24 protein-coding genes are annotated in these 26,511 nt (G+C 66.6%); 12 read left to right on the top strand and 12 right to left on the bottom strand.

Features of this window, described 5'->3' with window-relative positions; translation table 11 throughout:
• The first annotated feature begins 208 nt into the window (after positions 1-208).
• The 5 genes from N5C91_RS06260 to rlmF all read left to right on the top strand — a co-directional run bounded on the left by N5C91_RS06260 (position 209) and on the right by rlmF (position 5,795).
• The gene (locus tag N5C91_RS06260; RefSeq protein WP_279828561.1) at positions 209-1,864 is read left to right on the top strand and encodes a thiamine pyrophosphate-binding protein; all 1,656 of its coding nucleotides are present in this window, start codon (positions 209-211) and stop codon (positions 1,862-1,864) included.
• Positions 1,865-1,978: 114 nt separating this feature from the next.
• Positions 1,979-3,808 carry an SLC13 family permease gene (locus N5C91_RS06255; RefSeq protein ID WP_236199462.1) on the top strand — a complete coding sequence of 610 codons (1,830 nt, stop codon included), beginning with the start codon at positions 1,979-1,981 and terminating at the stop codon, positions 3,806-3,808.
• A 32-nt stretch (positions 3,809-3,840) separates the two neighbouring features.
• On the top strand, positions 3,841-4,137 hold the full coding sequence (locus tag N5C91_RS06250; protein ID WP_236199461.1) for a winged helix-turn-helix domain-containing protein: 297 nt from the start codon (positions 3,841-3,843) through the stop codon (positions 4,135-4,137).
• A gap of 10 nt (positions 4,138-4,147) precedes the next feature.
• Positions 4,148-4,726: a VTT domain-containing protein gene (locus N5C91_RS06245; RefSeq protein ID WP_236199460.1), complete on the top strand. Its 579-nt coding sequence runs from the start codon at positions 4,148-4,150 to the stop codon at positions 4,724-4,726.
• 52 nt (positions 4,727-4,778) lie between these two features.
• Positions 4,779-5,795 carry a 23S rRNA (adenine(1618)-N(6))-methyltransferase RlmF gene (gene rlmF, locus N5C91_RS06240; protein WP_279828556.1) on the top strand — a complete coding sequence of 339 codons (1,017 nt, stop codon included), beginning with the start codon at positions 4,779-4,781 and terminating at the stop codon, positions 5,793-5,795.
• Positions 5,796-5,857: 62 nt separating this feature from the next.
• Here the strand turns inward: rlmF and N5C91_RS06235 are convergent, their stop codons facing one another.
• Positions 5,858-7,381, bottom strand: a complete 1,524-nt coding sequence (locus N5C91_RS06235) for an MFS transporter (RefSeq protein WP_279828554.1) — start codon at positions 7,379-7,381, stop codon at positions 5,858-5,860.
• A 158-nt stretch (positions 7,382-7,539) separates the two neighbouring features.
• On the opposite strand from N5C91_RS06235, the gene N5C91_RS06230 reads away from it, so the two are divergent.
• Positions 7,540-8,430, top strand: a complete 891-nt coding sequence (locus N5C91_RS06230) for a LysR family transcriptional regulator (protein ID WP_279828552.1) — start codon at positions 7,540-7,542, stop codon at positions 8,428-8,430.
• 6 nt (positions 8,431-8,436) lie between these two features.
• Here the strand turns inward: N5C91_RS06230 and N5C91_RS06225 are convergent, their stop codons facing one another.
• A complete protein-coding gene (locus N5C91_RS06225) occupies positions 8,437-8,979 on the bottom strand; it encodes a hydrolase (protein ID WP_279828550.1) in 543 nt (180 codons plus the stop codon).
• A gap of 36 nt (positions 8,980-9,015) precedes the next feature.
• Positions 9,016-9,750, bottom strand: coding sequence for an energy transducer TonB (locus tag N5C91_RS06220; protein WP_236174215.1), 735 nt, complete (start codon positions 9,748-9,750; stop codon positions 9,016-9,018).
• Positions 9,751-9,907: 157 nt separating this feature from the next.
• Here N5C91_RS06220 and N5C91_RS06215 point away from each other — a divergent pair, with 157 nt between their 5' ends.
• The gene (locus N5C91_RS06215; RefSeq protein WP_279828546.1) at positions 9,908-11,143 is read left to right on the top strand and encodes a dienelactone hydrolase family protein; all 1,236 of its coding nucleotides are present in this window, start codon (positions 9,908-9,910) and stop codon (positions 11,141-11,143) included.
• Positions 11,144-11,169: 26 nt separating this feature from the next.
• Positions 11,170-11,970: a hypothetical protein gene (locus N5C91_RS06210; protein ID WP_279828544.1), complete on the top strand. Its 801-nt coding sequence runs from the start codon at positions 11,170-11,172 to the stop codon at positions 11,968-11,970.
• A gap of 129 nt (positions 11,971-12,099) precedes the next feature.
• On the opposite strand, the gene N5C91_RS06205 is transcribed toward N5C91_RS06210, so the two are convergent.
• The 4 genes from N5C91_RS06205 to sbcD all read right to left on the bottom strand — a co-directional run bounded on the left by N5C91_RS06205 (position 12,100) and on the right by sbcD (position 18,077).
• On the bottom strand, positions 12,100-12,591 hold the full coding sequence (locus N5C91_RS06205; protein WP_279828683.1) for a DNA starvation/stationary phase protection protein: 492 nt from the start codon (positions 12,589-12,591) through the stop codon (positions 12,100-12,102).
• 364 nt (positions 12,592-12,955) lie between these two features.
• Positions 12,956-13,411 (bottom strand): aminoglycoside 6'-N-acetyltransferase, encoded by a 456-nt coding sequence (gene aac(6'), locus N5C91_RS06200; RefSeq protein WP_279828542.1) that lies wholly within the window; start codon positions 13,409-13,411, stop codon positions 12,956-12,958.
• Positions 13,411-16,860, bottom strand: coding sequence for an SbcC/MukB-like Walker B domain-containing protein (locus N5C91_RS06195; protein WP_279828539.1), 3,450 nt, complete (start codon positions 16,858-16,860; stop codon positions 13,411-13,413). Before N5C91_RS06195 ends, aac(6') begins: the two co-directional genes overlap by 1 nt.
• Positions 16,857-18,077, bottom strand: coding sequence for an exonuclease subunit SbcD (gene sbcD, locus N5C91_RS06190; RefSeq protein ID WP_279828537.1), 1,221 nt, complete (start codon positions 18,075-18,077; stop codon positions 16,857-16,859). The genes N5C91_RS06195 and sbcD overlap by 4 nt, the downstream gene beginning before the upstream one ends.
• A 134-nt stretch (positions 18,078-18,211) precedes the next feature.
• On the opposite strand from sbcD, the gene N5C91_RS06185 reads away from it, so the two are divergent.
• From N5C91_RS06185 to N5C91_RS06175, 3 genes are all read left to right on the top strand, one after another.
• Positions 18,212-19,576: a TAXI family TRAP transporter solute-binding subunit gene (locus N5C91_RS06185; protein ID WP_279828535.1), complete on the top strand. Its 1,365-nt coding sequence runs from the start codon at positions 18,212-18,214 to the stop codon at positions 19,574-19,576.
• A gap of 115 nt (positions 19,577-19,691) precedes the next feature.
• Positions 19,692-20,699: a nucleoid-associated protein YejK gene (gene yejK, locus N5C91_RS06180; RefSeq protein ID WP_236174223.1), complete on the top strand. Its 1,008-nt coding sequence runs from the start codon at positions 19,692-19,694 to the stop codon at positions 20,697-20,699.
• 274 nt (positions 20,700-20,973) lie between these two features.
• Entirely contained in the window at positions 20,974-21,894 is a 921-nt protein-coding gene (locus tag N5C91_RS06175; RefSeq protein ID WP_279828532.1) for a DUF4344 domain-containing metallopeptidase, read from the top strand.
• Here the strand turns inward: N5C91_RS06175 and N5C91_RS06170 are convergent.
• The 4 genes from N5C91_RS06170 to N5C91_RS06155 form a co-directional block, all read right to left on the bottom strand.
• Positions 21,875-22,810, bottom strand: coding sequence for a glutathione S-transferase family protein (locus N5C91_RS06170; protein WP_279828530.1), 936 nt, complete (start codon positions 22,808-22,810; stop codon positions 21,875-21,877). The two genes, N5C91_RS06175 and N5C91_RS06170, sit on opposite strands and share 20 nt — an antisense overlap.
• 63 nt (positions 22,811-22,873) lie before the next feature.
• Complete coding sequence (locus N5C91_RS06165) at positions 22,874-23,179, bottom strand: GIY-YIG nuclease family protein (protein WP_279828528.1); 306 nt, start codon at positions 23,177-23,179, stop codon at positions 22,874-22,876.
• Entirely contained in the window at positions 23,176-23,877 is a 702-nt protein-coding gene (locus tag N5C91_RS06160) for a glutathione S-transferase C-terminal domain-containing protein (RefSeq protein ID WP_236199446.1), read from the bottom strand. Before N5C91_RS06160 ends, N5C91_RS06165 begins: the two co-directional genes overlap by 4 nt.
• Before the next feature lie 73 nt (positions 23,878-23,950).
• Positions 23,951-24,433 (bottom strand): nuclear transport factor 2 family protein, encoded by a 483-nt coding sequence (locus N5C91_RS06155; RefSeq protein ID WP_279828526.1) that lies wholly within the window; start codon positions 24,431-24,433, stop codon positions 23,951-23,953.
• A 123-nt stretch (positions 24,434-24,556) separates the two neighbouring features.
• On the opposite strand from N5C91_RS06155, the gene N5C91_RS06150 reads away from it, so the two are divergent.
• Complete coding sequence (locus N5C91_RS06150; RefSeq protein ID WP_236199444.1) at positions 24,557-25,513, top strand: helix-turn-helix domain-containing protein; 957 nt, start codon at positions 24,557-24,559, stop codon at positions 25,511-25,513.
• Positions 25,514-25,716: 203 nt separating this feature from the next.
• Here the strand turns inward: N5C91_RS06150 and pcsA are convergent, their stop codons facing one another.
• Positions 25,717-26,412: a phosphatidylcholine synthase gene (pcsA, locus tag N5C91_RS06145; RefSeq protein ID WP_236174263.1), complete on the bottom strand. Its 696-nt coding sequence runs from the start codon at positions 26,410-26,412 to the stop codon at positions 25,717-25,719.
• Positions 26,413-26,511: the final 99 nt, after the last annotated feature.

Genomic DNA, 26,511 nt, shown 5'->3' with positions numbered 1-26,511 from the left:
GCAGCAAAACATCCTGCGGACGCCGGTGCGTCCGTGCATCAACCATAGACAACTGGCGGAAAATGCCAGCGCGGTTCGTCGCCGCGGCCGCTCTGGGGCGGCCTGTGCATTCCATGAGGGAATGACCTTGCGAAGAATGCTCGCTTGGATCACCCCGGCAGTTCACCGAAGATCAGCGCACCCCTGCCCATTCAGGAACCCGATTCCCATGTCCGACCTCCCGGCCCGCAATGGCGGCCAGATCCTCGTCGATGCCCTGCTGCACCACGCGGTGGACAGCGTCTACTGCATCCCAGGCGAAAGCTACCTGCCGGTGCTCGATGCGCTGCACGACGCGACCGATATCCAGACCATCGTCACCCGCCACGAAGGCGCCGCCTCGAACATGGCCGACGCCTACGGCAAGCTCACCGGCCGCCCGGGTATCTGCTTCGTCACCCGCGGGCCGGGCGCGACCCACGCGGCCAACGGCGTGCACACGGCGATGCAGGACTCGACGCCGATGATCCTCTTCATCGGCCAGGTGGAGAGCGCGTTCAAGGGCCGCGAGGCCTTCCAGGAGGTGGACTACCGGCAGATGTTCGGCGGCCTGGCCAAGTGGGCCACGGAGATCGACGACATCCGCCGCATTCCCGAAATCGTCGCCCGTGCCTTCCGCGTCGCCCAGTCCGGGCGGCCAGGGCCGGTGGTGATCGGCCTGCCGGAGGAGGTGCTGTTCGGCTCGGCGCAGGTCGCTGACGTCGCGCCGACTGCGATCAGCCGTGCGACTCCCGGCGCCAGCGCGATGGCCGAACTGCGTGAGCGCCTGGCCCGCGCCCGGCGCCCGCTGCTGATCGTCGGCGGCACCGGCTGGACGCACGCCGCCTGCGAGCAGGTGCGAGCATTCGCCCGGGACAACCGCCTGCCACTGGTAGCCTCGTTCCGCCGCCAGGACCTGATCGACAACCGCGACGCACAGTACGCCGGCCAGCTCGGCTTCGGCGCCTCGCCCAGGCTCAGCGCACGGGTGCAGGAAGCCGACCTGCTGCTGGTGCTCGGTTCGCGCCTGAGCGAAACACCCAGTGCCGGCTACAGCCTCATCCAGAGCCCTCGCCCACTGCAGAGCATGATCCACGTGTACGCCGATGCCAGCGAACTGGGCCGCGTCTACCAGGCCGACCAGATGATCGAAGCCGGCATGCCGGAGATCGCCGCCGCCCTGGCCGGCCTCGCGCCCTTCGCCGAACCGCCCTGGGCAGAGTGGACCGCCGCCGCCCGCGCCGACTATCTGAGCTACATCACGCCACCGCAGCCCACCGAGCCCGTGCAGGGCGTCGACCTTGCCCAGGTCATCCAGTACCTCAACGAAACGCTGCCGGATGATGCGGCGATCAGCAACGGCGCGGGCAATTACGCCGTCTGGGTGCATCGTTTCTACCGCTATCGCACGCCGCGCAGCCAGCTGGCCCCCACCAATGGCGCCATGGGCTACGGCTTCCCCGCCGCCATCGCCGCCAAGCTGCGTGATCCGCAACGCAGCGTGGTGTGCTTCGCCGGCGACGGCTGCTTCATGATGTATCCGCAGGAACTGGCCACCGCCGTGCAGTACGGTGCGGCGCTGACCGTCATCGTGGTCAACAACGGCATGCTCGGCACCATCCGCATGCACCAGGAGCGCGAATACCCCGGCCGCATCAGCGCCACGCAACTGCGTAACCCGGACTTCGTCGCCCTCGCCCGGGCCTTCGGCGCCCATGGCGAGCTGGTCGAGCACAGCGAGGACTTTCCCGCCGCCTTCCAGCGCGCCCAGGCCAGCGGCAGGCCGGCGCTGATCGAGTTGCGCACCGACCCAAGGCAGATCACCCCGGTTTCGCGCCTGCCATGACTCCGCACACGCCCCGCGCACGGGGCGTCACGCTTCGCTAAGCTGCATCGGATCAACGCACCGTGCCCGTCGCACCGGGCACAATGGCGCGCCGAACAATCGCTAGGGAAGCGCATGAGTCTGCAACTGATCTGGGTCCTCGTCCTGCTCGCCACCGCGGTCGGGTTGTTCGTCGTCAACCGCCCGCGCATGGACGTCGTCGCCCTGCTGGTGATGGTCGCCCTGCCGCTGTCGGGCGTGCTCAGCGTGCAGGAATCGCTGGCCGGCTTCGCCGATCCCAACGTCATCCTGATCGCCGCGCTGTTCGTTATCGGCGAGGGCCTGGTGCGCACGGGCGTGGCCTATCGCATCGGCGAATGGCTGACCCGCCGCGCCGGCGCCAGCGAGACGCGCCTGCTGGTGCTGCTGATGCTGGCCGTGGCCGGGCTCGGCTCGGTGATGAGTTCCACCGGCGTGGTCGCCATCTTCATTCCCGTGGTGCTGAGCATCGCCGCGCGCCTGCACTTGTCGCCGCGCCGGCTGATGATGCCGCTGAGCTTCGCCGGGCTGATCAGCGGCATGCTCACGCTGGTCGCCACCGCGCCCAACGTGGTGGTGCACAGCGAGCTGGTGCGCGAAGGCTCGAAGGGTTTCGGCTTCTTCAGCTTCACGCCATTCGGTCTCGTCGTGCTGGTGCTCGGCGTCGGCTACATGCTGGTGGCGCGGCGCTGGCTGGGCGACGACGATGGCGACGACAAGCAGAGCGTCAAGCGCCGCACCCTGAGCGACCTGATCCGCGACTACCAGTTGGCCGGCCGCGAGCGCCGCCTGCGAATCCGCCCTGACTCGCAGCTGGTGGGCATGAGCCTGGGCGACATCGAACTGCGCGCCCGCGCCGGCACCAACGTGGTGGCGATCGAGCGCATGGTGCATTTCCGCCTGAAGATCCTCAGCCCCGGCGCCAACATCGTGCTGCATGCCGGCGATGTATTGCTGGTGGATATCTACGGTGATCGCAGCGACCTGCTGGGCATGTACCACGAGTTCGGCCTGGAGCCGCTGAGCCTGCAGGGCGACTACTTCACCGAGCGTGCCCACGAAGTCGGCATGGCCGAAGTGACCCTGCCGCCGGAGTCGGTATTGCTGGGCAAGAGCGTGCTGGACCTGGAGTTCCGCAGCCAGTTCGGCCTCAACGTGGTAGGCCTGCGGCGCAACCGCGAGGCAATGGTCGAAGGTTTGCTGGACGCCAAGCTGAAGGTCGGCGACACCCTGCTGGTGATTGGCGGCTGGAAGGAGATTCGCCATCTGCAGGCGCGCGCCCGCGACTTCCTGGTGCTCAGCCTGCCCGCCGAGGTCGATGAAGCCGCTCCCGCCGCCAGCCAGGCACCCCACGCGCTGTTCAGCCTGGCGGTCATGGTGATCCTGATGGTCAGCGGGCTGGTGCCCAACGTCATGGCCGCGCTGATCGCCTGCCTGCTGATGGGCTCGTTCCGCTGCATCGACATGGACAGCGCCTACCGCGCCATTCACTGGCAGAGCCTGTTGCTGATCGTCGGCATGTTGCCCTTCGCCCTGGCGCTGCAGAAAACCGGCGGCATCAACCTGGCGGTGCACGGGCTGGTCAGCGCCCTCGGCGGCGCCGGGCCCTATGCCATTCTCGCCAGCCTGTTCGTGCTCACGGCGGTGATCGGCCTGTTCATTTCCAATACCGCCACCGCCGTACTCATGGCACCGGTCGCCATTGCCACGGCCAAGGCCCTGGGCGCCTCCCCCGAAGCCTTCGCGATGATCGTCGCGCTGGCCGCGTCGGCCGCCTTCATGACGCCGATCTCCTCGCCGGTGAACACCCTGGTACTGGGCCCGGGGCGTTATCGTTTCGCCGACTTCGTCAAGGTTGGCGTACCCTTCACGATTCTGGTGATGATCGTCAGCGTTGTGCTGGTACCCTGGCTGCTGCCGCTGTAGCCGTCCACCAAGGTCATCAAGGAAACCTCTCGATGGAAGTGAGCAAGACCAAAAGCAGTTTCTACCGCCGCCTCTACGTCGCCTGGCTGATCGACAGCGGCACCGCCACCAGCGTACCGGCGCTGATGGAAGCCACCGGCATGCCCCGGCGCACTGCCCAGGACACCCTGGCCGCGCTGGCCGACCTGGACATCGACTGCGCCTTCGAGCAGCACGACGGCGAGCGCAACAACGCCGGCCACTACCGCATCCGCGACTGGGGCGCCATCGATCCGCGCTGGATCGCCGCGCACCTGTCGAAGATCAAGGACATCCTGCAGTACCCCTGAGCCCGCCAGCATGCTTGCCGTTCCCCCCATCCTCTGGCGCTATCGCCGACTGATCCTGCTGCTGGCTTTCGCCCTGGTGCTGCTCCTGCTCTACCGCGCCAGCGGCCTGCACGAGGAGTTCAGCCTCGACTACCTGCGCGCCGAGCTGACCGACAATCGCCTGCGCGGCCTGCTGCTGTTCGCCGGCCTGTTCGCCCTGGGCAACCTGCTGCACATTCCCGGCCTGCTGTTCCTCGCCGCCGCAGTGCTGGCCATGGGTAAGCTGTGGGGTGGGCTGATCACCTACTGTGCGGCGGTATTTTCCTGCGGCTTCACCTTCCTGGTGGTACGCGCCGTCGGCGGCAATGGCCTGCGCCTGCTGAACAACAAACTGACCCGCGCGGTATTCAGCCACCTCGACCAGCGCCCGGCGAGCAGCGTGTTCCTCCTGCGCCAGGCATTCATCACCTCGCCGACGCTGAACTACAGCCTGGCGCTCTCGGGCATCGGCTTCTGGCCGTACATGCTCGGCACTGCGCTCGGCCTGCCGATTCCGCTGCTGCTGTGCTGCCTGCTGTTCGACCGCCTGGGTAACGTGCTGCTCGGCTGAAGCGCTCAACTGTGGGAAAATCGCCCACCGCTTCCCTGCCCCGCGCGCCCTCATGCCAAAACCATCGAAACCGCCGAAACGCCCCGCCACGCCGGCGAAACCCGCCCAAGCCCTGCGCGACCCTGCCGCCAAGCGGCCGAATCTGCTGCACCCGCGCAACCGGCACCAGGGGCATTACGACTTCCCGGCGCTGATCGAGGGCTGCCCGGAGCTGGGTCGTTTCGTCATCACCAATCCGTACGGCAAGCCGAGTATCGACTTCGCCAACCCCGAGGCCGTGCGCGTATTCAACCGTGCGCTGCTCAAGGCGCACTACGGCATCGGCCAGTGGGATATTCCCGCCGGCTTCCTCTGCCCACCGATTCCTGGTCGCGCCGACTACGTGCACTACCTCGCCGACCTGCTCGCCGAGGACAACGGCGGCAGCGTGCCGCGCGGGCCGGGGGTACGTGTGCTGGACATCGGCGTCGGCGCCAACTGCATCTACCCGCTGATCGGCCACCGCGATTACGCCTGGCGCTTCCTCGGCTCGGACATCGAGCCCGCCGCCCTGGCCTCGGCCCACGCCATCGTCAACGGCAACCCGGGCCTCAACGAAGCCATCGAACTGCGCCAGCAGCACGATCCCCGGCACATCTTCCGTGGCCTGCTCGGCGCCGGTGAGCGCTTCGATGCGACCCTGTGCAACCCGCCCTTCCACGCCTCCCCCGACGAGGCCAGCAGCGGCAGCCGGCGCAAGTGGAAGAACCTCGGCAAGCTCGCCCCATCGCGCCAGTTGCCCCAGCTGAACTTCGGCGGACAGAGCAACGAGCTGTGGTGCGAAGGCGGTGAAATCGCCTTCCTGCGCAAACTGGCGGCGGAAAGCGCGGAAGTCGGCCAGCAGGTGCGCTGGTTCAGTTCACTGGTCTCCAAGGCCGGCAACCTCGACGACTTCCGTCGCGCCCTGAAGAAGGCCGGCGCCATCAGCATCCGTACTGTCGACATGGCCCAGGGCCAGAAGCAGAGCCGCTTCGTCGCCTGGACCTTTCTCGAGCCCGAGCACCGTCGAACCTTGCCGCAGGGCGCATAACGCGGCACGCGTTATCCGCCGTCACCCGGAGCGCGGCGGATAACCGCAAGCGCTTATTCGCCCTACGCCTCGGCGGCGAGCACCGGCGCTCGCTCCCGCCCCAGCAGCACGAATACCAGCCCGGCGACCACCAGGGTCACGCCCGCCAGCAGCTCCAGCACCCGGCTGAAAACCGCCACGTAATCGCCGCGCAACTGCTCCACGGGCACTTGCGGCAGTTGCTCGACCACCGCCGCCAGGTTGCCGATGGCCAACTGGTTGGCGCTCGCCAGGCGCTCCGCCGGGGCCAGTCCCAGCGGCTCCAGCTGCGTTGCGATCAAGGTTGCCAGCAAGGCGCCGACCACCGCGATGGCCACCGCATCGGCGGACACCCGCACCGTATTGAAGATGCCGGTCGCCATGCCGGCGCGCTCGCGCTCGACGACGCTCACCGCCAGCCCATCCATCAGCCCCCAGGGCAGGCCGATACCGATGCCGATCATCAGCAGCGGCGCATCCGGCGCGACGCCTCCCGCCAGGTTGTGCGCCAGCCAGAGCAGCCCGCCCGCGACGATCAGCAACCCGCTCGCCGAGAGGCTGCCCGCGCTGAAATGCTTCGCCAGCAGCGCTGCCAGGAAGGGCACCAGCAGCAGCGGCGCGGACAGCGCCAGCATGGTCCAGCCGGCCTGCAGGGCGCCCTGGCCCTCGACGCCGATGAAACGCCCCGGCAACAGCACGATCAGCACCACGTAGGCGAAAGCCGGCGACGCGCCCAGCAGTTGCACACCGACGAAACGCCATTGGCTGAACAGTGAGAGGTCCAGCAATGGGCGCTCGACGCGACCTTCGATGACGATGAATGCCGCCAGGAGCACGGCACTGGCTACCAGCGTGACGATCACCGGAGCGCTGCTCCAGCCCTGTTCCGGCGCCAGCAACAGGCCGTAGGTGAACAGGCTCAGCGCGGCGGTGAAGCTCAGCGCGCCGGGCCAGTCCAGCCCGCGCGCCTGCGGGTCGCGGGTCTCGCGGCAGAAGTAGACGACCACCGGCACCGAAGCCAGTGCACAGACCGCCGGCACCAGGAACACCCAGCGCCAGCCCGGCCCGTCGGTGAGCCAGCCGGCCAGCAAAGGGCCGAAGGCCAGGCCAACACCGAAGGTCGTTCCCAGCAGGCTGAAGACCCGTGTGCGGATCGGCCCGTCGAACTCCTGCGCCAGGGCTGCCATGGCAGCGGCGAAGGCCGCCGAGCCGCCCGCGCCTTGCAGCAGGCGCAGCACGTCGATGGCCGCCACCGAGCCGGCCAGCGGAATTGCCAGGGTAGTCGCGCAGAACAACGCCAGGCCGACCAGCCAGATGCGCTTGCGGCCATAGACGTCGGCCAGGCTGCCCGCCGCCATCATCGCCGCACCGTAGGCCAGCACGTAGCCATTGACGATCCAGCTCAGCGCCACCGCCGAGCCGCCCAGTTCATGAGCAATGGCCGGCAGCACCACGGCCGGGCCGGTGAAGCACAGGGGGATCAGCACCGCCGTCAGGCTGGCGGCAAGCAACAGCAGCCAGCGCGAGGCCTCGGGCCGGTTATCAGGAGTGTCGTGGGAAGGGCTCATGGTGGGTCCGCAATATTCCGTGGAAGACCCGGCGAAAGTTAAACAACCCGGCATTGCGGAAAAACAGGCTAGGATTCCGAACATAACGGATACCTCTGTCCGCAATTCATACCCTGCCAAGCGGCACAATGGCCGCCTGCCCACACGGATACATTCACATGGACAGCCTCAACGGCCTGCGCGTGTTCCTCCAGGTCGCCGATTCCCTGAGCTTCGCCCAGGCCGCCCGCCTGCTCGGGCTTTCCGCTTCGGCGGTGGGCAAGAGCATTGCGCGTCTGGAAGAGCGCCTGGGCGTGCGCCTGTTCCACCGCAGTACGCGCAGCCTGAGCCTGTCCAACGAAGGCCAGCTGTTCCTCGAGCGCTGCCGGCGCATCCTCGACGAACTGGAAGCCGCAGAGCAGGAGCTGGCGCTGTCCACCCAGCAGGCTCGCGGCCGGCTGAAGATCAGCATGCCACTGGTGGCCGGGCTGTTGCCGCAGGTGCTGCCGGAGTTCCTTCGCTGCTACCCGCGCATCCAACTGGACATCGACTTCACCGATCGGCTGGTGGACGTCATCGAGGAGGGTTTCGATCTCGTAGTGCGCGGCGGCGAGCTGCGCGACTCGCGGCTCAAGGCGCGCAAGCTGGGCGACTTCAGCCTGCTGCTGGTGGCGGCGCCGGGCTACCTGCGCCAATACGGCACGCCGCGTCGACCGGCGGACCTCAACCAGCATCTGTGCCTGCACTATCGCTACCCGAGCAGCGGCCTGGTGCAGCGCTGGCCACTGCACCTGCAGCCAGGGGAACCGGAGCCGCGCCTGGACGGCGGGCTGATCTGCAATACCGCCGACATGCTGATCAACGTCGCCAGCCAGGGCATGGGCATCGCCTGCCTGCCCGACTTCGCGGTGCGCAGCGCGCTGAGCGAAGGCCGGCTGGTGCAGGTGCTGGCGGAGCACACCGCGCACCAGGGCAGCTTCCATGCACTGTGGCCGGCGAGGCGGCGCATGCCGCTGAAGCTGCGGGTGTTCCTCGACTTCCTCGGCGACCGGCTGTTCGTCACGCGCTGAGGCAGCTCAGCGAATGAACTGCCTGCTGATCTCACGGAAGACTTCTGTCCCCGCACGCTCCATCCACTCGAAGGCGACCATCTCCCGCGAGACGATCACCGCGCCGGCCTGACGCATGCGCTCCATTGCCAGTGCCTTGTCCTGCGGACGACGCGAGCCGACTGCCTCTTCCACCACGAACACTTCGCGATCCTCCGCCAACAGGTCGAGGACCGTCTGCAGCACGCAGACATGGGCCTCGGTGCCGCACACCACGAACTGCCTGCGATCGCCACCGGGCATCTGCAGCAGGCCCGCGTCAGTAACGGCGGAGAAGGCAATCTTCTCCAGCACCTCGCCTTCGCCCAGCTCGCCGCGCAGCGCCGGCAGCGTCGGCCCGAGCCCCTTCGGATACTGTTCGGTAACCAGCACCGGCACGCCCAGCCGGCGCGCGATCGCCAGCAGCCAGGCACTGTGTTCCAGCACCGCCTCGTTGTCGTGAATGGCCGGGAACAGGCGTTCCTGGATGTCGATGATCAGCAGGGAGGAAGTTTGAGCGCGCATCAACATGGTTTGGCTCCTATAGGTCCAACCCTGTTTGTCGACTCAGGAGCGGGCGCTGTCAACACGCGCGCGGCGCATCTCATCAAACAGGACGTCAGAGTAAACTGCCTCCGGCTGCTGCTGGCATCGCTCCAGTACATTGGGCAAAGCGGCATCGAAGAGCTTGCCGACCTGGAGGTTCTTCTCGACATCCAGCTTGCCACTGAGCTGGACGAGGAACAGCGCGCCACTGGTCATGCGAAAGCTCGGCAACTGGTCCAGGGGACGATCAGGGTAGGCTTTGTGGAAATCGGCATACTGGCTGCTGATCGCACTGCACGGCTGGGCGAGCAGGTCGCGAATCGTGTTCGCCAGCCCCTCGCCAGGCTTCGCTTCGTTTTCGTCCGCCGACTTGTCCGCCCCCAGCATGGGCGTGCCGGCTTCGACCTGTTTGAAATTGAAGGTCTTGATGACCTTCTGCGGCGCCGGATGGGTGTCAGTCGGTTTCCAAGGTTCGAACTGCCACTGGGCCAGGCGTTCGCGCACGGCGTCGGCCAGCGCGGGATTGGTCGACTCGACGATCTGCACGTTGGAGACCTTGCCGCTGGCCTCGATATCGAAAGTGGACTTCACCGAGCCATCGATGCCAAGAGGCCGGAACTCCTGCGGATACTCCGGAGGAGCCATGTATCGTGCTACGAGTCGTGGCGCCTCGTCCTCCTTGACGCTGCTGCATGCCGCCAATGCCGCCAGTGCCAGCAGCAGACTGATGCGCGCGATACCCTTTGTCTTCTCCATGCGATCCAATCCCGAAGCTCCTTTTCCATGGGGGGCGTGATGGTAGCGCTGCGCTACTTTCCCTCACAAGCTTCAGGCCCTCTTGGCAGGCGCCGCTCAAGCACGCACCCTATGCGGCGCCAGAACACCACCACAACGAGCCTGGGAGACAGGGAACATGGGCAAGAGCATCAGCATCGCCGCGCGTGACGGCAGTGGCAGCTTCAGCGGTTATCTCGCGGTACCGGCCAGCGGGCGCGGCCCCGGCGTGGTGATCGGCCAGGAGATCTTCGGCGTCAACGCCAACATGCGCAGCATCGCCGACAGCTACGCCGAGGAAGGTTACGTCGCCCTGGTGCCCGACCTGTTCTGGCGCCTGCAGTCGAACCTGGAGCTGGGCTACAGCGAAGCCGAGTTCGGCCAGGCGATCGGCCTGTTCCAGCGCTTCGACGTGGACAAGGGCGTAGACGACATCGCCGCCGCCATGGACGCCCTGCGCGCCCTGCCGGCAGTGGAAGACCGTGGCATCGGCTACGTCGGCTTCTGCCTGGGCGGCAAGCTGGCCTACCTCACCGCCGCACGCACCGATGCCGCCTGCTCGGTGGGCTACTACGGCATGGGTATCGAGCAGATGCTCGACGAAGCACCGAACATCCGTGGCCGCCTGGTACTGCACTTCGCCGAGCAGGACGTGTACTGCGACGCCAATGCCCGCGCCGCAATCGGCGAGGTGCTCGGCAAGCTGCCGAAGGCGGAGGTCTATAGCTACCCCGGCGTCGACCATGCCTTCGCCCGTCCCAACGGCATGCACTTCGACAAGCCCGCCGCTCTGATGGCCCACGAGCGCAGCATCGGCGCACTCAAGCGCGAGATCGGCCCGGACTTCGACCTGTCGCAGCTCTGGGAAGATCACATCCACCACGAATTCGCCGCCCGCGATGTGCCCGCCACCATGGCAACCATGGTCGCCCAACCTTACGTCAACCATATCCCCACCATGACCGGCGGCGTCGGCCAGGACGAACTGGCGCGCTTCTATCGCAACCACTTCGTCCACGGCAATCCGCCGGACATGAAGCTGGTACCGATCTCCCGCACTGTCGGCGCGCTGCAGGTGGTGGACGAGTTCGTCATGTGCTTCACCCACTCCAGCGAAGTCGACTGGATGCTCCCCGGCGTAGCGCCCACCGGCAAGTACGTGGAGATCCCCATGCTCGGGGTGATCCGCTTCCGCGGCGACAAGCTGTGCCACGAGCACATCTACTGGGACCAGGCCAGCGTGCTGGTGCAGATCGGCCTGCTCGACCCCGCCGGGCTGCCGGTGGCCGGCGTGGAGACGGCGAAGAAGCTGCTCGACGAAAGCCTGGTTTCCAATACCCTGATGAACAAGTGGAAGGACAGCGAAGGTCGCTGATCCTCCGGCCGCACAAGGAGCCACTGATGTACCCCATAGGGAAATGGACCTGCGCCGCGCTGCTGGTACTTGCCGGCAGCGCCGGTGCGGCGGAACGCACCGCACAACCCTGCGCTGACGCCACCCTGCAGACGCTCGCCGGGCTGCTCGGCCAGCACGGCTGGCAGGCGCCGGAGTCCGCTGCGGCAACGCCAGTGGTGGCCGCAGCGTGCAAACCCTGGCCGGATGATCCGCAGTTGCAGGTCGTTGCTGTCGCCTACAGCGCGGCGGACGACAAAACCGAGCCCGGCGAGCGCAACCTGAACCTGCTGGTCGGCCAGCTCGACACGGCCAGCGGCAAGCTGGTGACGCGCGTCGACGACAGCATCGGCGAGGACGCCATGGTGGAGATCGATCGCTCCAGCCTGTGGCTCGACACCGCCCGCTATCGCCTGGCGCCGGATGTGCGCGGCTTCGGCCTGATCATCGCCAGCGTGGCGCGCGGCGCGAGCTGCCCGGATGCCTGGTCCTACGACGACTTCAGCCTCTACGCGCCGCAGGGCGACAAACTCAAGGAGGTGTTCCGCACCTACCTGCGGCAATGGACGACACTCGAAGGCCAGACCTGCAGCGATGGGAACACGCTGATCGAGCGCTCACAACTCACCCTGTCGATGGGCCCGGAAATCCATCACGGCTTTGCCGACCTGATCATCGGCGCGAAGGTGCAGCGCGAATCGGCGGGCGAGAATGTCGGCGCTTCGAGGACAGTCCGCAAGACCGTCAGCTACGACGGCACGCGCTACCCCTTCGAGGAGTTCTCGACCTTCTGGCAGAGCCATCCCTGAACTGTAGGAGCGAGCTTGCCCGCGAACTATCCAGCCGGTGAGCCCGATGTGGATCGGTTCGCGAGCAAGCTCGCTCCTACCAAAGACAAGGCCGCCCGAAGGCGGCCTTGGTCTTTCTTGTCGTACCGATCAATGCCCTGTGCTGTCACCGCGGCGGCTGGTCTCGAAGAGGAACCAGGTGCGCTGCTCGGTTTCGTCGATCCAGTTCTCGATCAGGCTGGCGGTGGCGATGTCGTGGTACTCGTCGCACAGGTCATGGACCTCGCGCATGTAGGAGGTCAGCGATTTGTTGTCCTCCTGCAGCTCGGCCAGCATATCCAGCGGCTGAACGAATTCGGCATCGTTGTCGAGGATGCGCTTGAGTCGCGAAATGTGGCCGATGGAGCGGATGGTGTTGCCGCCGATCTTGCGGTTGCGCTCGGCAATCGCGTCGGTCATCGCGAAGATTTCGGTGGCGTGGTCATCCAGCAGCAGGTGGTAGTCGCGGAAGTGCGGACCGCTCACGTGCCAGTGGAAGTTCTTGGTCTTCAGGTACAGCGCGAAGACATCCGCCAGCAGGCGATTGAGCGCCGCGGACAGATCGCGGGTGGCGTTCTTGCTCAGGTCAGACGGCGTGGCCAGCGCGGGCGCACGGCGCGGGACGGCCTTGGCAGCAGCCGGTTTTGCAGCGGCAGGCTTGGCAGCAGCCGTCTTCGCGGCAGCGGGTTTGCTGGCAGCGGGCTTGGCGGCCGGCTTGGCAGCGGCGGGTTTTGCGGCAGGTTTACTGGCCGCTTTCGCAGCCGGCTTCGCGGCGGGTTTGGCCGCTGCGGGTTTCTTCGGAGCCGATGCGGATTTCTTCATCACCAATCACCTCTACGAAAGATCACGATACCTGTGGATGCCGACCCAGGCAGGAGCGGCTGACTTACGCGGTCTTGAGCCTATCTCGCCTGGCGTCGATTGCAAGTTGACAGCCGTGCTGTGCTCGCGTTCCACCTGATGTGGATCAATCGTGGAGTGGCTTGCGGAAGTACACCACGCGCTCGGTTTCGACAAAGCCCAGGGCGCGGTGCAAGGCATGGCTGACGGTGTTGTCGAGCGCCGCATCCGAGGCGAAGTCCACACAGCCGCGAACGCCGCCCCAGGCCTGCACCGTGCGCACCAGGGCCCGCGCCACGCCTTGCCGGCGCACGTCCTCGCGGACGTAGAGGCCTTCGAGAAACAGCACCGGCGATCCATCGGTACCATTCACGTAATCGCTGCGCACCGAGGCCTCCGCCAGCCCCAGCGCCCTGCCCTGTTCATCGCGGGCCAGCCAGGCGCCGTAGCGTTGTGGCTGCGCGAGCATGTCACGTGCTTCCTCGGCGAACTCCTCCGCGTAATCGCCCGGCCAGAGTTGCAGGCGCAGCTCGATCCAGTCCGCCAGATCGCTCTCTGCGCAGTGCTGCAGCTGAATGTCCATCAGGCTTGCTCCGGGTTGAAACGGAAGCGCGCGTCGAGCTGGCTGTACCCCATGCCGACCCCCTTGTGCACCTTGAGCTGCACCGGGATGCGTTCCTTCAGCGCTTCGACATGGCTGATCACACCGATGGTCTTGCCCGTGGCATTGAGACTGTCGAGAGCGTCCAGCGCGACCTCCAGGGTCTCGCCATCGAGCGTGCCGAAACCTTCGTCGAGGAACAGCGAATCAATGCTGGTCTTGTGGCTGACCAGATCGGACAGCGCCAGCGCCAGCGCGAGACTGACCAGGAAGCTCTCGCCACCGGACAGCGTCTTGCAATCGCGTGCGGTATCGCCCTGCCAGGTATCCACCACTTCCAGCTCCAGCTCGCCATCGCTGCGCCGCGCCAGCTGATAACGGCCGTGCAGGCGCTGCAACTGGCGGTTGGCGAGGCGCACCAGGTGGTCGAGCGTCAGGCCCTGGGCGAAGCGCCGGTAACGCGCACCGTCGGAAGCGCCGATCAGGCTGTTGAGGCGCTGCCAGAGGTCGTGCTCTTCCTCCTGCCGGGCGATATCCGCGAACAGGCTCTGCTGGCTGGCGCGACGGCTGTCGTCGCCCTGCAACTGGGCGCGAATCTCGCCCTGGCGCTGGCCCAGCTCGCGCAACTGCGCGGCAAGCGCCTGCAACTGCTGGTCGAGCTGTTCCAGCGGCAGTTCGCCGTGGGGCTCGGCTTGCAGGCGCTCGACATCCCGGGCAGCAGCGGCCCGCAACGTGACGGCTTCGGTAATGGCAGTCTCCAGGCGTTGGCGCAGCTGGGTCAGTTGCGCACGCTGGTCGTCGTCCAGCAGGGCCGCGAGATAGGCTGGCTCGTCGACAAAAGGACTCGCCGCCAGCGCCTGCTGCCAGTTCGCCAGGCGTTCGACGAGGCGTGCCTGGTCCTGCTCCAGCCGTTCCGCCAACGACTGCTCGCGCCCCTGCAAGGCGTCGGCCTGGCGTTGGGCGGACGCCAGTTGCTCCTCCACCTGCGCCAATGCCTGCTGCGCGGCTGCGTGCTGCGCCAACGGCTGGCGCGCGTCGAAGCCAGCGGCCTGCCAACGCTGCTGCCATTGCGCTGCGAGCTGTTGCGCCGCTCGAACGGCCTGTTCAGCATCGCGTTCGGCTGCTGCCAGCTCCTGCGCACGCTGCTGGTCGTGTTGCCACTGCTGCCACTCCATCGCGCGTTCGGCCAACCATTGCTCACCGTCTGCCGGCACGCCATAGCCCAGCTCGCCGAGCGCGGCGGCCAGCGTCTGGTCCTGCTGTTGCAGGTCAGCGCGCTGGGTGGCGAGCTGCTGCGCGCGCTCTTCCTGGCGCTGGCGTTCGTGGGTCTGTTGCTGGTCGAAGAGCGCCAACTGCTGCGCCGCTTCGGTGTGATCGCGCTCGGCGCGCTGGCGTTGCTGTTGTGCCTGCTGAAGCAGGCCGCGGAGCTCTTCCAGCAGGCTCAGTTGCTGCTGCAAGGCCGTCAGCGAAGTTTCATGACGTTCGCGCTCGGCGCGGAGCTGCCGGTCATCCTCCAGCGCGACCCCCAGGGTTTCACACGCTTGCTGCCACGCCTGCTGATGCTGCGCCAATGACGTCTGGGCCTCGTGCAGTTGGCGCTGCCCCTGCTGCAGTTGCGCATCCAGCCCGGCCAGCTCGCCTCGCAGGGCGATGCCCTGGCTTTCCAGCTCGGCCAGTTGCTCGCGCGCCTGCCCCAGCGCCTGCTGAGTAGAGGACACATCCAGCGCCTGGTAGGCCGCGACCGCCGGGTGCTCCGACGAGCCGCACAACGGGCAGGCCTCGCCGGGCTGCAATTGCTCGCGCAGATGCTCCAGCTGGTAGATGCGCTGCTCCTGTTGCAGGAGTTTTTCCTTGTCGGCGACCTGCTGCTTGGTCGCCTGATAACGCTCACGCAACGCGACGATAGCGGTGTCGCGCGCGGCCCTGCGTTGGCCCAGCGAGTCCAGTTCCGGCTGCCAGTGAGCCAGTTGTGCGGCGGCCTGGGCGCGGGCCTGGGCCAATTGCTCGAGACGATCCAGCCCACGGCTTTGCACTTGCGCCTGCTGCAGGGTTTCACGCAGGCCGGCTTCGCTCGCACCGGCCAACAAGGCATCGAGCTTCTGCTGCTGCAGGCTCTCCTGCGCAACAGCCGAGTCGACTTGCTGCTGCATGAAATCGACGTTGCCCTGCAGGGTCTGTCGCTGCGCGGCTGCTGCCTGTATCACCTGGTCAGCCGCCTGTGCCTGCCGCTGCAAATCGGCAACGGCCTGGGCCAGGCGCGAGCGCTGGGCGAACTGCGCGCGCCAGCCGCCAAGCAGCTCACCCAACCTGGCGCGCTGCGGTTGCTGCGCCAGGCGCACCTGCAGTTCCTGGCGCTGTTCGCTGACGGTCTTGTACTCGCGCTCGCGCGCATCCCGCGTCTGCTGCGCGTATTGGCTAGCTGCCCACAGCGCCTGGGCGACCGCTTCACGGCTGGACGCCTGCTGCGCGCGGTTGTCCTGCAACGCCGCGTGCCCCTGTTCGACACTCTCGTGGGTACTGCGCCAGGCCTGGTGCAGCGGTTGCAGGCGAGCGGCGGGCTCGCTGTCCGCCAGGCGCTGCAGATCGGGCTTTGCCTGTTCCAGCGCCTGGCGAGCGCCGGCCTCTTTCGCACCAGCCTGCTCGACCTGCTGCTGAGCGCGGCTCAGGTCCTCGCGCCAGCGGCGTTGTGCCTGAACGGCCGCGTGCTGTGCCTGCAGGGCAGTTTCCTGGGCGGCAGCGTCGTGGCCCTGCTGTTGCAGTTCGGCGCGCTGTTCGGCGCTGAGCAGTTCAAAGCCATCGGCGCGGGCGCGCAGTTGCTCCAGCGCGCTGCGTACCTCACGGGTACGCTCGAACACGCGCTGGGAAATCAGCCCGTAGATTTCCGTGCCGGTGAGTTCCTCCAGCAATTCCGCGCGCTGGTTGGCGTTGGCTTCGAGGAAGGCGGCAAAGCCACCCTGGGCCAGCAGCATGGATTTGGTGAAGCGTTCGAAGTCGAGCCCGGTGAGGGTTTCGGTCTGCTTCAGCTTGTCGTTGATCTTGTCGGTGAGGATCTGCCCCTCGCCGCTGGCGCGATCGATACGCACCAGTTCCACCTTCGGCGCCTGCAACGCGCCCTCGGCCTTGTCGCGGGCACGGCGCTGGCTCCAGAAGGCACGGTAAGGTTGCCCCTTCACCTCGAATTCGACTTCCGCAAGGCAATCGGCGGTATGCCGGGTCATCAGCTCGTTGCCGCTCTGCGACAGCACGCTCATGCGCGGCGTGCGGTGGTACAGCGCCAGGCAGATGGCATCGAGCAGTGTGGTCTTGCCCGCCCCGGTCGGCCCGGTGATGGCGAACAGGCCGTTGCCGGCGAAGGGTTCGGCGGTGAAGTCGATCTTCCATTCGCCCTTCAGCGAGTTGAGGTTCTTCAGGCGCAGGCTGAGGATTCTCAAGGGCGATCCTCCTGCAGCTCGGCGAGAACTTCCCGGTACAGACCGGTGAGGCGTTCGCGCAGTGGGTCGTCCAGCTCCTCGGCGTCGAGGCGCTGGCGGAACACATCTTCGGGGCTCAGCTCGTCGAGGGTTACCTTCGCTTCGCTGAACAACGCCGCCTGCGCCGTACCCCGCTCGCGCCGGGTGCGCAGGACGATCACCGGTAGGTCCTCACAGAGTTTCTCGACGCGCAGCTGGATATCGGTCAGGTAGTCATCGGTATGCACCATGACTTCCAGCCAGACCGGCTGCTCCACGCTGCCCTCGCGGGCGACGCGGGCCAGTTCGGCGGGCAGCTCGGCGAGGCTGCCGGATACCGACTTCAGCGGCTGGAAGCGCGGCACCGGCAGTGCGGTGACACTACGCAGGCCGCTGTCATCCAGCTCCACCAGCAGCACCTCCTTGCCCTGGGTCGCTTCGTCGAAGCTCAGCGCAATGGGCGAGCCGCTGTAGCGGATATGTTCCAGGCCGCCGACTTTCTGCGGCCGGTGAATGTGACCGAGGGCAATGTAGTCCGCCGCCGGGAAGGCGCTGGTGGGGAAGGCCTCCAGAGTGCCGACATAGATTTCCCGCACCGATTCACTGGCGCTCGCGCCAACGGTGGTGAGGTGCCCGGTAGCGATGATCGGCAGATGCCGGCCGACGGCTTTGCGCTGCGCCTCGGCGCGCTCGAACAGCTCGCGGTAGTGCGCCTGGATCGCCTGCTGCAGCGCCAGCTGCTTGTCCTGCGCGCTCTGCCCGGCCTGGCTGGTGAGCACATCGCGCGGCCGGATGAAGGGAATCGCACAGAGGATTGCGCCGGGCTGGCCGTCACGCTGCGGCAGCACCAGCAACTGGCGCTCGAGATCGCTGCCAACCGCGGCGATCACCTGGGTATCCAGGCAGGCCAGCAGGTCGCGGGATTCCTCCAGCATCGCCACCGAGTCATGGTTGCCGCCCAGCACCACCAGGCGCGCGCCAGTGTCGCGCAGCTCGACGATGAAGCGGTTGTACTGCTCGCGGGCGTAGCTGGGCGGCGCGCCGGTATCGAATATGTCGCCGGCAATGATCACCGCATCCACGCCCTGCTCGCGCACCTGTTCGATCAGCCAGGCGCAGAACGCCTGGTGCTCGGCCTCGCGGCTCTTGCCCATGAAATGCTGGCCCAGGTGCCAGTCGGAGGTGTGGAGAATACGCATGCCGTGAAGTCCGCAGCCGTGTTTCGAAGGATTCGGATGATAGCGGTTTGCGCCTTCGCCATGGCGGATTCGCCGGCCGCCCTCGCCCAGGCTGGCTATCTTTTCAGGACAGCACGTCGCCACAAGGACTCCCCATGCAACGCCTTCTGAACATGCTCAAGGACCTCGCCATCCTGGTGCGCGCCAACCTCTGGCTGGTGCCGGTGCTGGCCGCACTGGTCGCCGCGGTCTTCTACTTCGTCGCCCCGCCGCCGCCTATGAGCGCCACCCTGGCCACCGGTGCGCCGGGCGGCGGCTACGCGGTATTCGGCCAACGGCTGAAGGAGGAACTGGCCAAACAGGGCTTCGATCTGCAGTTGGTGCGCACCAGCGGCTCGCGGGAAAACCTGGGCAAGCTGCTCGATGGCAGGAGCGGCGTCGACCTGGCGCTGGTGCAGAGCGGCCAGGAACAGCAACTCGAAGCCAAGCAGCGCGCGCACCTGCAGACCCTCGGCGCGATGTTCCAGGAACCACTGTGGCTGTTCCAGCGCCGCGAGGCGAAGATCGATCGCCTGGCCGACCTGCTCGCCCTGCGCGTAGCGGTCGGCGGCGCCGGTAGCGGCACCGAGGCCGTGACCGAGGCCATCCTCAAGGCCAACGAGATCCCCGTCGAGCCCCTGCCTGCCGGCTGGCAGGCGCACGGCGGCAATGCCGTAGCCAACCAGTTGCTGGCGGGCGAGCTGGACGCCGCCTTCTTCGTCGGCCCGGCGGAGAACCCGTTGATCCAGCGTCTGGCCGCCAGCCCCGAACTCAAGCTCACGGGCTTTCGCCGCGCGCACGCCTACGAGGCGCGGATTCCCTTCCTCAAGCGCGTGGAGGTCAGCGAAGGCTTGCTGAACCTGGCGCAGAACGTGCCGGACCAGGATCTTGCCACCCTGTCACCGGTCGCCACCCTGGTGGTCAACGGCGACTTCCACCCGGCACTTACCCCGTTGATCCTCGAGGCCGCACGCACGGTGATGAAGAGTGGCACGCTGCTCGATGCCGCCGGCGCCTTCCCCAGCGCCGAGCCGCGCACCCTGGCCCTGCAGGAAGACGCCGAGCGCTACTACAAGAGCGGCCCGCCACTGCTGCAGCGCTTCCTGCCGTTTCGCATCGCCTCGCTGGCGGACCGCTACATCATCCTGCTGATTCCCTTCATCGCCATCCTCATCCCGCTGATGAAGTCCATCGGCCCGCTGTACCGCTGGCGCATCCGTGCACGCATCTACCGCTGGTACCGCTACCTGCGCGAGATCGACCGGCGCCTGGACGAACGCACCGGCAGCGCCGAGCTGAGCACCGAGATCGAGCGCCTGGAGCAACTGGAGGCCGAGCTGGCCAAGGTCGAGGTGCCGCTGTCGTACTACAACGAGCTATACGAACTGCACCTGCACCTCAACTACGTGATCCGTCGCCTGCGCCAGCTGCGCCGCAACCGCCGCGAGCGTGACGAGGGGCTGGCATCGGCGGCGGACTGATCGGCGTCGCGCATCCCGGCGCCTTGTCGGGTAAACTCTGGCGTTTTCCAATCCGCCCGCCCCGCCGCCGCTTTGCTGCGTGCGGCGGTGCCGGCACTGAACATCCGGGTCCGCCATGCCGATTCGCCACGCCATCGTCCACCTGATCGACAAGAAGCCCGACGGCAACCCCGCGACGCTGCATGCGCGCGATGCCGAGCTGGGCGACTCCCAGGCCATCGAGAACCTGATGGCCGACCTCAACGAAAGCTACAACGCCAAGCCGAACAAGGCCTGGGGCCTGTTCCAGAGCGAGTCCGGCGCCTACCCGTTCAGCGGTTGGCTGGGCGAGTACCTGGAGGATGGCAAGGATTTCGTCGCCTTCTCCAAGCAGGCGGTGGAACACCTGAAGACGCTGATGGAGGAGTCCAACCTGTCCACCGGCGGTCACGTGCTGTTCTGCCATTACCAGCAGGGCATGACCGATTACCTGTCCATCGCCCTGCTGCACCACAGCGAAGGCGTGGCGGTCACCGAGGCGCTGGAAGTCACCCCGTCGCGTCACCTGGACCTGGGCCAGTTGCACATGGCTGCGCGGATCAATATCTCCGAGTGGCGCAACAACAAGACCTCCAAGCAGTACATCTCGTTCATCAAGGGCAAGGGCGGCAAGAAGGTCTCGGACTACTTCCGCGACTTCATCGGTTGCACCGAAGGCGTCGACGGCCCCAGCGAGACCCGCACCCTGCTCAAGGCCTTCAGCGACTTCGTCGAAAGCGAAGACCTGCCTGAAGAGCAGGCCCGCGAGAAGACCGACGTGCTGGTGGACTACGCCACCAGCCAGGCCAAGATCGGCGAGCCGATGGCCCTGGACGCGCTCTCCGAGCTGATGGACGACCAGGCGCCGCGCGCCTTCTATGACTACATCCGCAACAAGGACTACGGCCTGTCGCCGGAGATCCCGGCGGACAAGCGCACACTCAATCAATTCCGCCGCTTCACCGGCCGCGCCGAAGGCCTGTCGATCAGCTTCGAGGCGCACCTGCTGGGCAGCAAGGTGGAATACGACGAGGCGCGCGACATGCTGATCATCCGCGGCCTGCCGACCCAACTGCAGGACCAGCTCAAGCGCCGCAAGGATTGAGCCCCGGCTGAAACGAAAAGCCCATCTCGCGATGGGCTTTTTTGTGGCTGACGATTTGGCGCCGTGCGGTTCGCGAGCAAGCTCGCTCCTGCAAAAAGCCCACTGAGCATTCCGGCGAACTGCAGGAGCGAGGGGGACGCCCAGTTCTTGCTCGCGAACCTGCAGGGCAGAGGGCTCATAAGACCGCTGCACAGAGTTCCGACAAAACGCCCCGCAGCCCGCATGGTGCGGCTGCTAGAGTCAGATCAGGCGCCTCTCGCTCGCGGTGGCCGCCATGCCCGCCTTGCACGCTTTCACTGTCGCTGCGTCCCCGCTCTCCGGGCATCCCCGGTCGAATTCCTCGTATTTCGCGTTGCTGTTGCTGCTCTGCACCCGCCTGCTTTTCGCCGACCCGACGCCGCTCCCGCCCAACGTCGCGCGCTTCGTGCTGGCCAACGCCGAGTTCAGCGTGATGCACGAAATGGGACACATGCTGATCGCCGAGTACGACCTGCCGGTGCTGGGCCGCGAGGAAGATGCAGCAGACCAGCTTGGCTTCATCCTGCTGTTCCGCCTCTATGCCAGGCTGCCGCGGGACGAGGTGGACGCGCGCCTGCTGGATATCGCCGACTACTGGCGGCTGGAATGGCAGACGCCCAAGCCCCCACCGGACCAGGTGCTGGCCTGGGACAGCCACCCGCTGGACGAGCAGCGCTACTACAACATCGCCTGCCTGCTCTATGGCAGCGACATGACGCGGCTGGACTGGCTGCCGCCGCTCACCGGGCTGCCTTACGAGCGCGCCGTTTACTGTGACCAGGAATTCCAGCAGGCCAGCAAGGCGTTCGAGTGGATTCGCCACGCCCGGCGGCATCCATCGATCCAGCACCGTGCCGCGCTGCACCTGAACTACGACACGCCAGCGGTGGACCGCGATGCCATGCAGCCGCTGATCGCCCTGCTACGCGACGGCGACCATCTGCAGGCGATGGTGGACGAGGTGTTCCGTCTGTTCCGGCCACCGCGCCCGCTGATCATCCAACTGGTCAGCTGCGGCGCACCGGACGCCTGGTACAACAGCAACAGCGGGGAAATGGCGCTCTGCTACGAGCGCCTGCAACACTTCCGTGAAATGGCCGAGAGCCTGCCGCGCCTGCGCACGCCGGTCACGCGGCAATGCCCTGGCCCGACCGGGCTCAGGCCGGGCGGATGCTGAAGCCGATACGCGGGAAATGCACGTGGACGATGCCGGCACGCGGGTCCTCACGGCGCAGGATCAGGCTCTCCAGCCCGGCATGCAGCAGTTCGCCCTCCACCGGATCGCAACCGTAGTCAGTGGCGGCGATCACCACGCGCTGGCCGGGCGTGAAGCCGTTGGGATCGACAAAGTCTTCCTGGGGCAAGGCGGCGGGCTGGCTGTCGCGCGCCACGGCGATGGCTTCTTCGCTGCTCATTTCGCTGGGCGCACCATGACCAAAACCCAGCACGCGAGCGAGCCAGGCACTGACTGCCGGGTAGGCGTCCACCAGTGGCGAGGTGACCGGCGTGGCCTTGACGAACCACAGGCAGTGGGCGAGTGACAGGTCGGCTACCGAGGGTTCGCCGAACAGGAAATCGCCTTCTTCGCGGGACAGTTGCTCCTCGACGCGCGCCATGAAGCTCGGCCACTGGTGCTTGGCCTGCTCGGCCGACAGCTTGCTGGCGGTGCCGCCGCTGAACAGTTGGCTGCGGTCGGCGACGAACGCCTTGAGGAACTCCGGCGGCAGCTTGCCGAAACGCATGGCAATCGACTCGGGCTGGAACACCAGGCTGACCGCATGCTGGAAGATCACCGAATCAACCCACGAGGAAAAGCTCGCGACGGTGAACTCATAGCCCTCGGGGAACAACGCCGGCACGGCCTTTTCCTGCTCCAGGCGGCGCGCGATCAACGCGGTGTCGCAGTAGATATCGGCGCCCACCTGCAGCACCGGCGTCTTCCGGTAGCCACCGGTAAGCGGCATCAGGTCCGGCTTGGGCATCAGCGGCGGGATGGTCACCGAGCGCCAGGGCAACTGCTTGAAGCCCAGCATCAGACGCGCCTTCTCGGCGAAGGGCGAAGTCGGGTAGTGGTGCAGGATCAGCTCGGACATGGGGCGCTCCAGCGGTCGGAAAGTGGTCCGGCAGCTTAACCCGAGCAGCAGGCGAGTCCTACCTCATCCCTCGGATGGCATGACATCCACGGCACTGATGGTGAAAGGTCTGGCGAGCACCAGGTGCTCCTTGGCCTTTTTGCTCAGCGCCTTGATCGCCCGCTCACGGCGCAGCGCGTCGCCCTTGCCGGGGCAGGCTTCGACGTAGACCAGCGCCTGGGCCGGGCTGGAATGGAAAAAGCGCGCGCCCTTGCCGGTCCGATGGGCTTCGAAGCGCCGTTGCGCGTCGTCGCTGATACCGCAGTAGAGCGCGCCGTTCTCGGCGCGCACCAGGTAGACGAACCAGGGTTTTGGCTCGGCGGCGGTCACGACGCCCAGACCCGCGCCTGCATGCGATCGCAGTAGGCGACCAGGCGCTCGTAGCTGCGCGCCATGTCGTTGAGCGGGGTTTCCAGGGTGCTCAGGATCAGGTTGGCCAGCACGCCGTAGGTGGCGGCATCGGCGCTGCAGGGCTGGGCACCACCGAAGTACGGCAGGTCACCGAGCATGCCGTCGAGGGCTTCGAGATCATCGCGGGCGAAGCTCAGCAGTTCCTCGCGGCTGTGGCGCAGCAGGCCGCGACCCTTCAGATCGCCGCGGATCTTGCGCTGCAGCATCGCACCGACCACCGGCCGCAGGGGGGCGGGAACGCCACGGAACATCACGTCCTTCACCTGGCGGAAGCCTTGTTCGTCGAGCCAGCGGAAATACACCAGCAGCGGCACCAGGTGCTCGTCGCACAGGCGAGTGATCGACACAGCCCAGCCTCGGCCACGGGCGTCGAGGCCGGCGTCGAGGTCGAATTCGTAGTACTGCTGCAGGGTGCGCATGATGATCGCCGTGTCGGCGATGGGTTTGCCGTCCAGCGTAATGAACGGCAGCTTGCCCTTGGGCCCCTTGCGCGGGTCCATCACAGGCTTGACCTGGTATTCCAGCCCGGCGAGGCGCAGGAAGGTCTCCAGCTTCAGGCAGAACGGGCTGACGTTGGGTACGTTGAAGGCGGGCGGGAACTGGAAAAGTGTGATCATGGCGGCGTCCGGCTCTCAGTCGCCTGTCATTTAAGCCTATCCAGCCGCCGCGGGCGAGCCCGAAAGCCCGCTATCAGGCCTTCCCTGCTCGTTGTGCGCGGTATGCCGCGAGCCCTTTGGCGGCCTGCGCACGAATCGCCCGCTGCACCGGGGGCGCCCAACCCAGCAGCGCGCCCTTGGCCCCAAGGGCCTGGCGCGACCATTTCCAGAGGTCGAAACGGTCCTCGTGCTGACAGATCAATCCATCGCGAAAATGGAAATGTGCCTGGATGTGATTGGTCACTTTCCGACCAGTCTGGGTAAAGGTGTAGGACGCCAGCCAGCGCGCCGACCCACGAGTATCGTCAGCCTCGACGCCGTCATAGGTCAGCGCGAAATCCTGCGCCCGGGCGGTGAGCATGCGCCACATATCGCCGGCCTCGGCGCCGCGCAGGTCGCTGAAGACCGGGTCGCGGAACCGCACGTCGGCACTGTAGCAGGCGGCCATGGCCTCGCCGTCGCGGCGCTGGAAGGCCTGGTAGAAACGTTCGATCAGCTGGGCGTTGGCGTGGGCCATGGTGGGCTCGTGTCTGGGAGGATGTGTGCAGTATCGGAGCCGCTTCGACTGGACACGATTGGCAATATCGACAACATTATGATCAATAGCGCCATTTCCATCGCCAGAGCAAAGCGAGACGCCATGTTCAGGATAGCCCTGTTCGTCTGCCCGCAAACCCTGTGTTCCAGCCTTGGCCTGGCCATGGACAGCTTCCATCTCGCCAACCGCCTGGCCGGTGAGCGGCACTTCGAAGTGCTGCGGATCAGCAGCGATGGCGCACCGGTAGAGTTGCCTTTCGGCCGCGTGGAAGTGGAAGGCGGCCTGGATCTGGCTGCGCACTGCGACCTGCTGCTGATTCCCGCCACCGGCGCGGACATCGACAGCACCGTCAAGGCCAACCAGCCGCTGCTTTCCTGGCTGCGCCGTGCGCCCGCCGGCGTGCAACTGGGCAGCCTGTGCAGCAGCGCGTTCCTGCTGGCGGAAGCCGGCGTGCTGGACGGGCGCCGCGCCACCACGCACTGGGCGCTGGAGGCGGCGTTCCGCGCACGCTATCCCCAGGTGCGCCTGGACATCGACGCCCTGTGTACCGACGACAACGGCCGGCTCTGCTCCGGCGGCGCCCAGGCCGGGCTGGACCTGTGCCTGTACCTGATCGAGCGGCATGCCGGTGCGGCGCTGGCACGGCGCGCGGCGGCAACCCTGGTGTTCGAGCACGGGCGCGGCCGCCAGCGGCGCTTCACGCCGCTGCTGCCGGAGCCGCTGCCCGCCGGCTCGCCGCTGCAACCGCTGCTGGCCTGGCTGGAGGAGAACTACGCTCAGCCCTTTGACCTCACCACGTTGGCGCAACGTGTGCATTGCTCCACGCGCACGCTGTTGCGGCGCTTTCGCGAGCAGGTTGGGATGTCGCCGAATGACTACGTGCAGCGCCTGCGTATCGCTTCGGCACAGGAAGCGCTGGGCGATCCGGGGCGCTCGCTGGAACGCATCGCCAGTGATGTCGGCTACGCCGACCGGGCAAGCTTCGCGCGGTTGTTCAAGCAGGTGTGCGGGGAGACGCCGGGGGCTTTCCGGCAGCGAGTGCTGGGGCGGCAACTCTAGGAGGGATTTGTAGGAGCGAGGGGGACGCCCAGTTCTTGCTCGCGAAGTATTTCCCGGCCACTCCAGCGCTGGGAGGTTCGCGAGCTAGCTCGCTCCTACATTCAAGAGCCTCAGGACCGTAACCCGTGCGGGTCATTGCAGAGCAATCGATGGGTATCGCTTCGCTTCACACCATCCTACGTAAGGCAATTGTGATTCCGCGATCAGTGGAACCACTCCATCGCCGTGCGCCACACGCAGACGCCGACGAAATAGGCCGACGCCACGAACCACAGGCCGAGCAGCCAGGGCTGGTCCACCGGATGCTGGAGGATCAGCAAGGCGCTGCTGAGCAGCCAGACGAAGGTCACGGCGATGTTCAGCGGCATGAACTGGCGCACGCGGAACGGGTGCAGGAACTTCATCCGGGTCAGGGTCAGCGCGGCCAGTACCAGCACGGTGACAAAGCTGACCCAGGGATGCAGGTCGAGCACGAAGAAGTACACCGCCACGACGTTCCAGGCAGCCGGGAAGCCAACGAAGTAGTTGTCCTTGCTCTTCATGTTGACGTTGCAGAAGCAGAACAGCGAGGACACCAGGATCACCCCCACCGCCAGCAGTTCGGTGTGCACCGGCAGCGGAACGTAGCGATAGATGAAGATCGCCGGGATGAAGACGTAGGTGAGGTAGTCGATCACCAGATCCAGGGTCGAGCCATCGAAGTGCGGCAGCACCGCCTTGACGTCGAACTTGCGTGCCAGGGTGCCGTCCAGGCCGTCCACCAGCAGCGCCACGCCCAGCCACAGCAGGCAGGCTTGCGGCCTGTTGTCGACCAGCGCGAGAAGCGCAAGCAGCGCGAGGATGACACCGCTGGAGGTCACCGCGTGGGCGCCCCAGGCCTTGGCTTTGCTGAGGTTCATTGGCGATAGGATCAGGTTCACGTCGGCTCTCTTCCTTTGGACGGCGGGTGCAGGGGAGCTACTTCAAACGTTAGCCCATCCCTGACAAACCACTGCACA

The organism is Pseudomonas sp. GD03903, assembly GCF_029840045.1.
GTDB lineage: Bacteria > Pseudomonadota > Gammaproteobacteria > Pseudomonadales > Pseudomonadaceae > Pseudomonas > Pseudomonas pseudonitroreducens.
The sequence above is the reverse complement of the archived record's forward strand: the minus strand, read 5'-3'. Positions and strand labels throughout refer to the sequence as shown.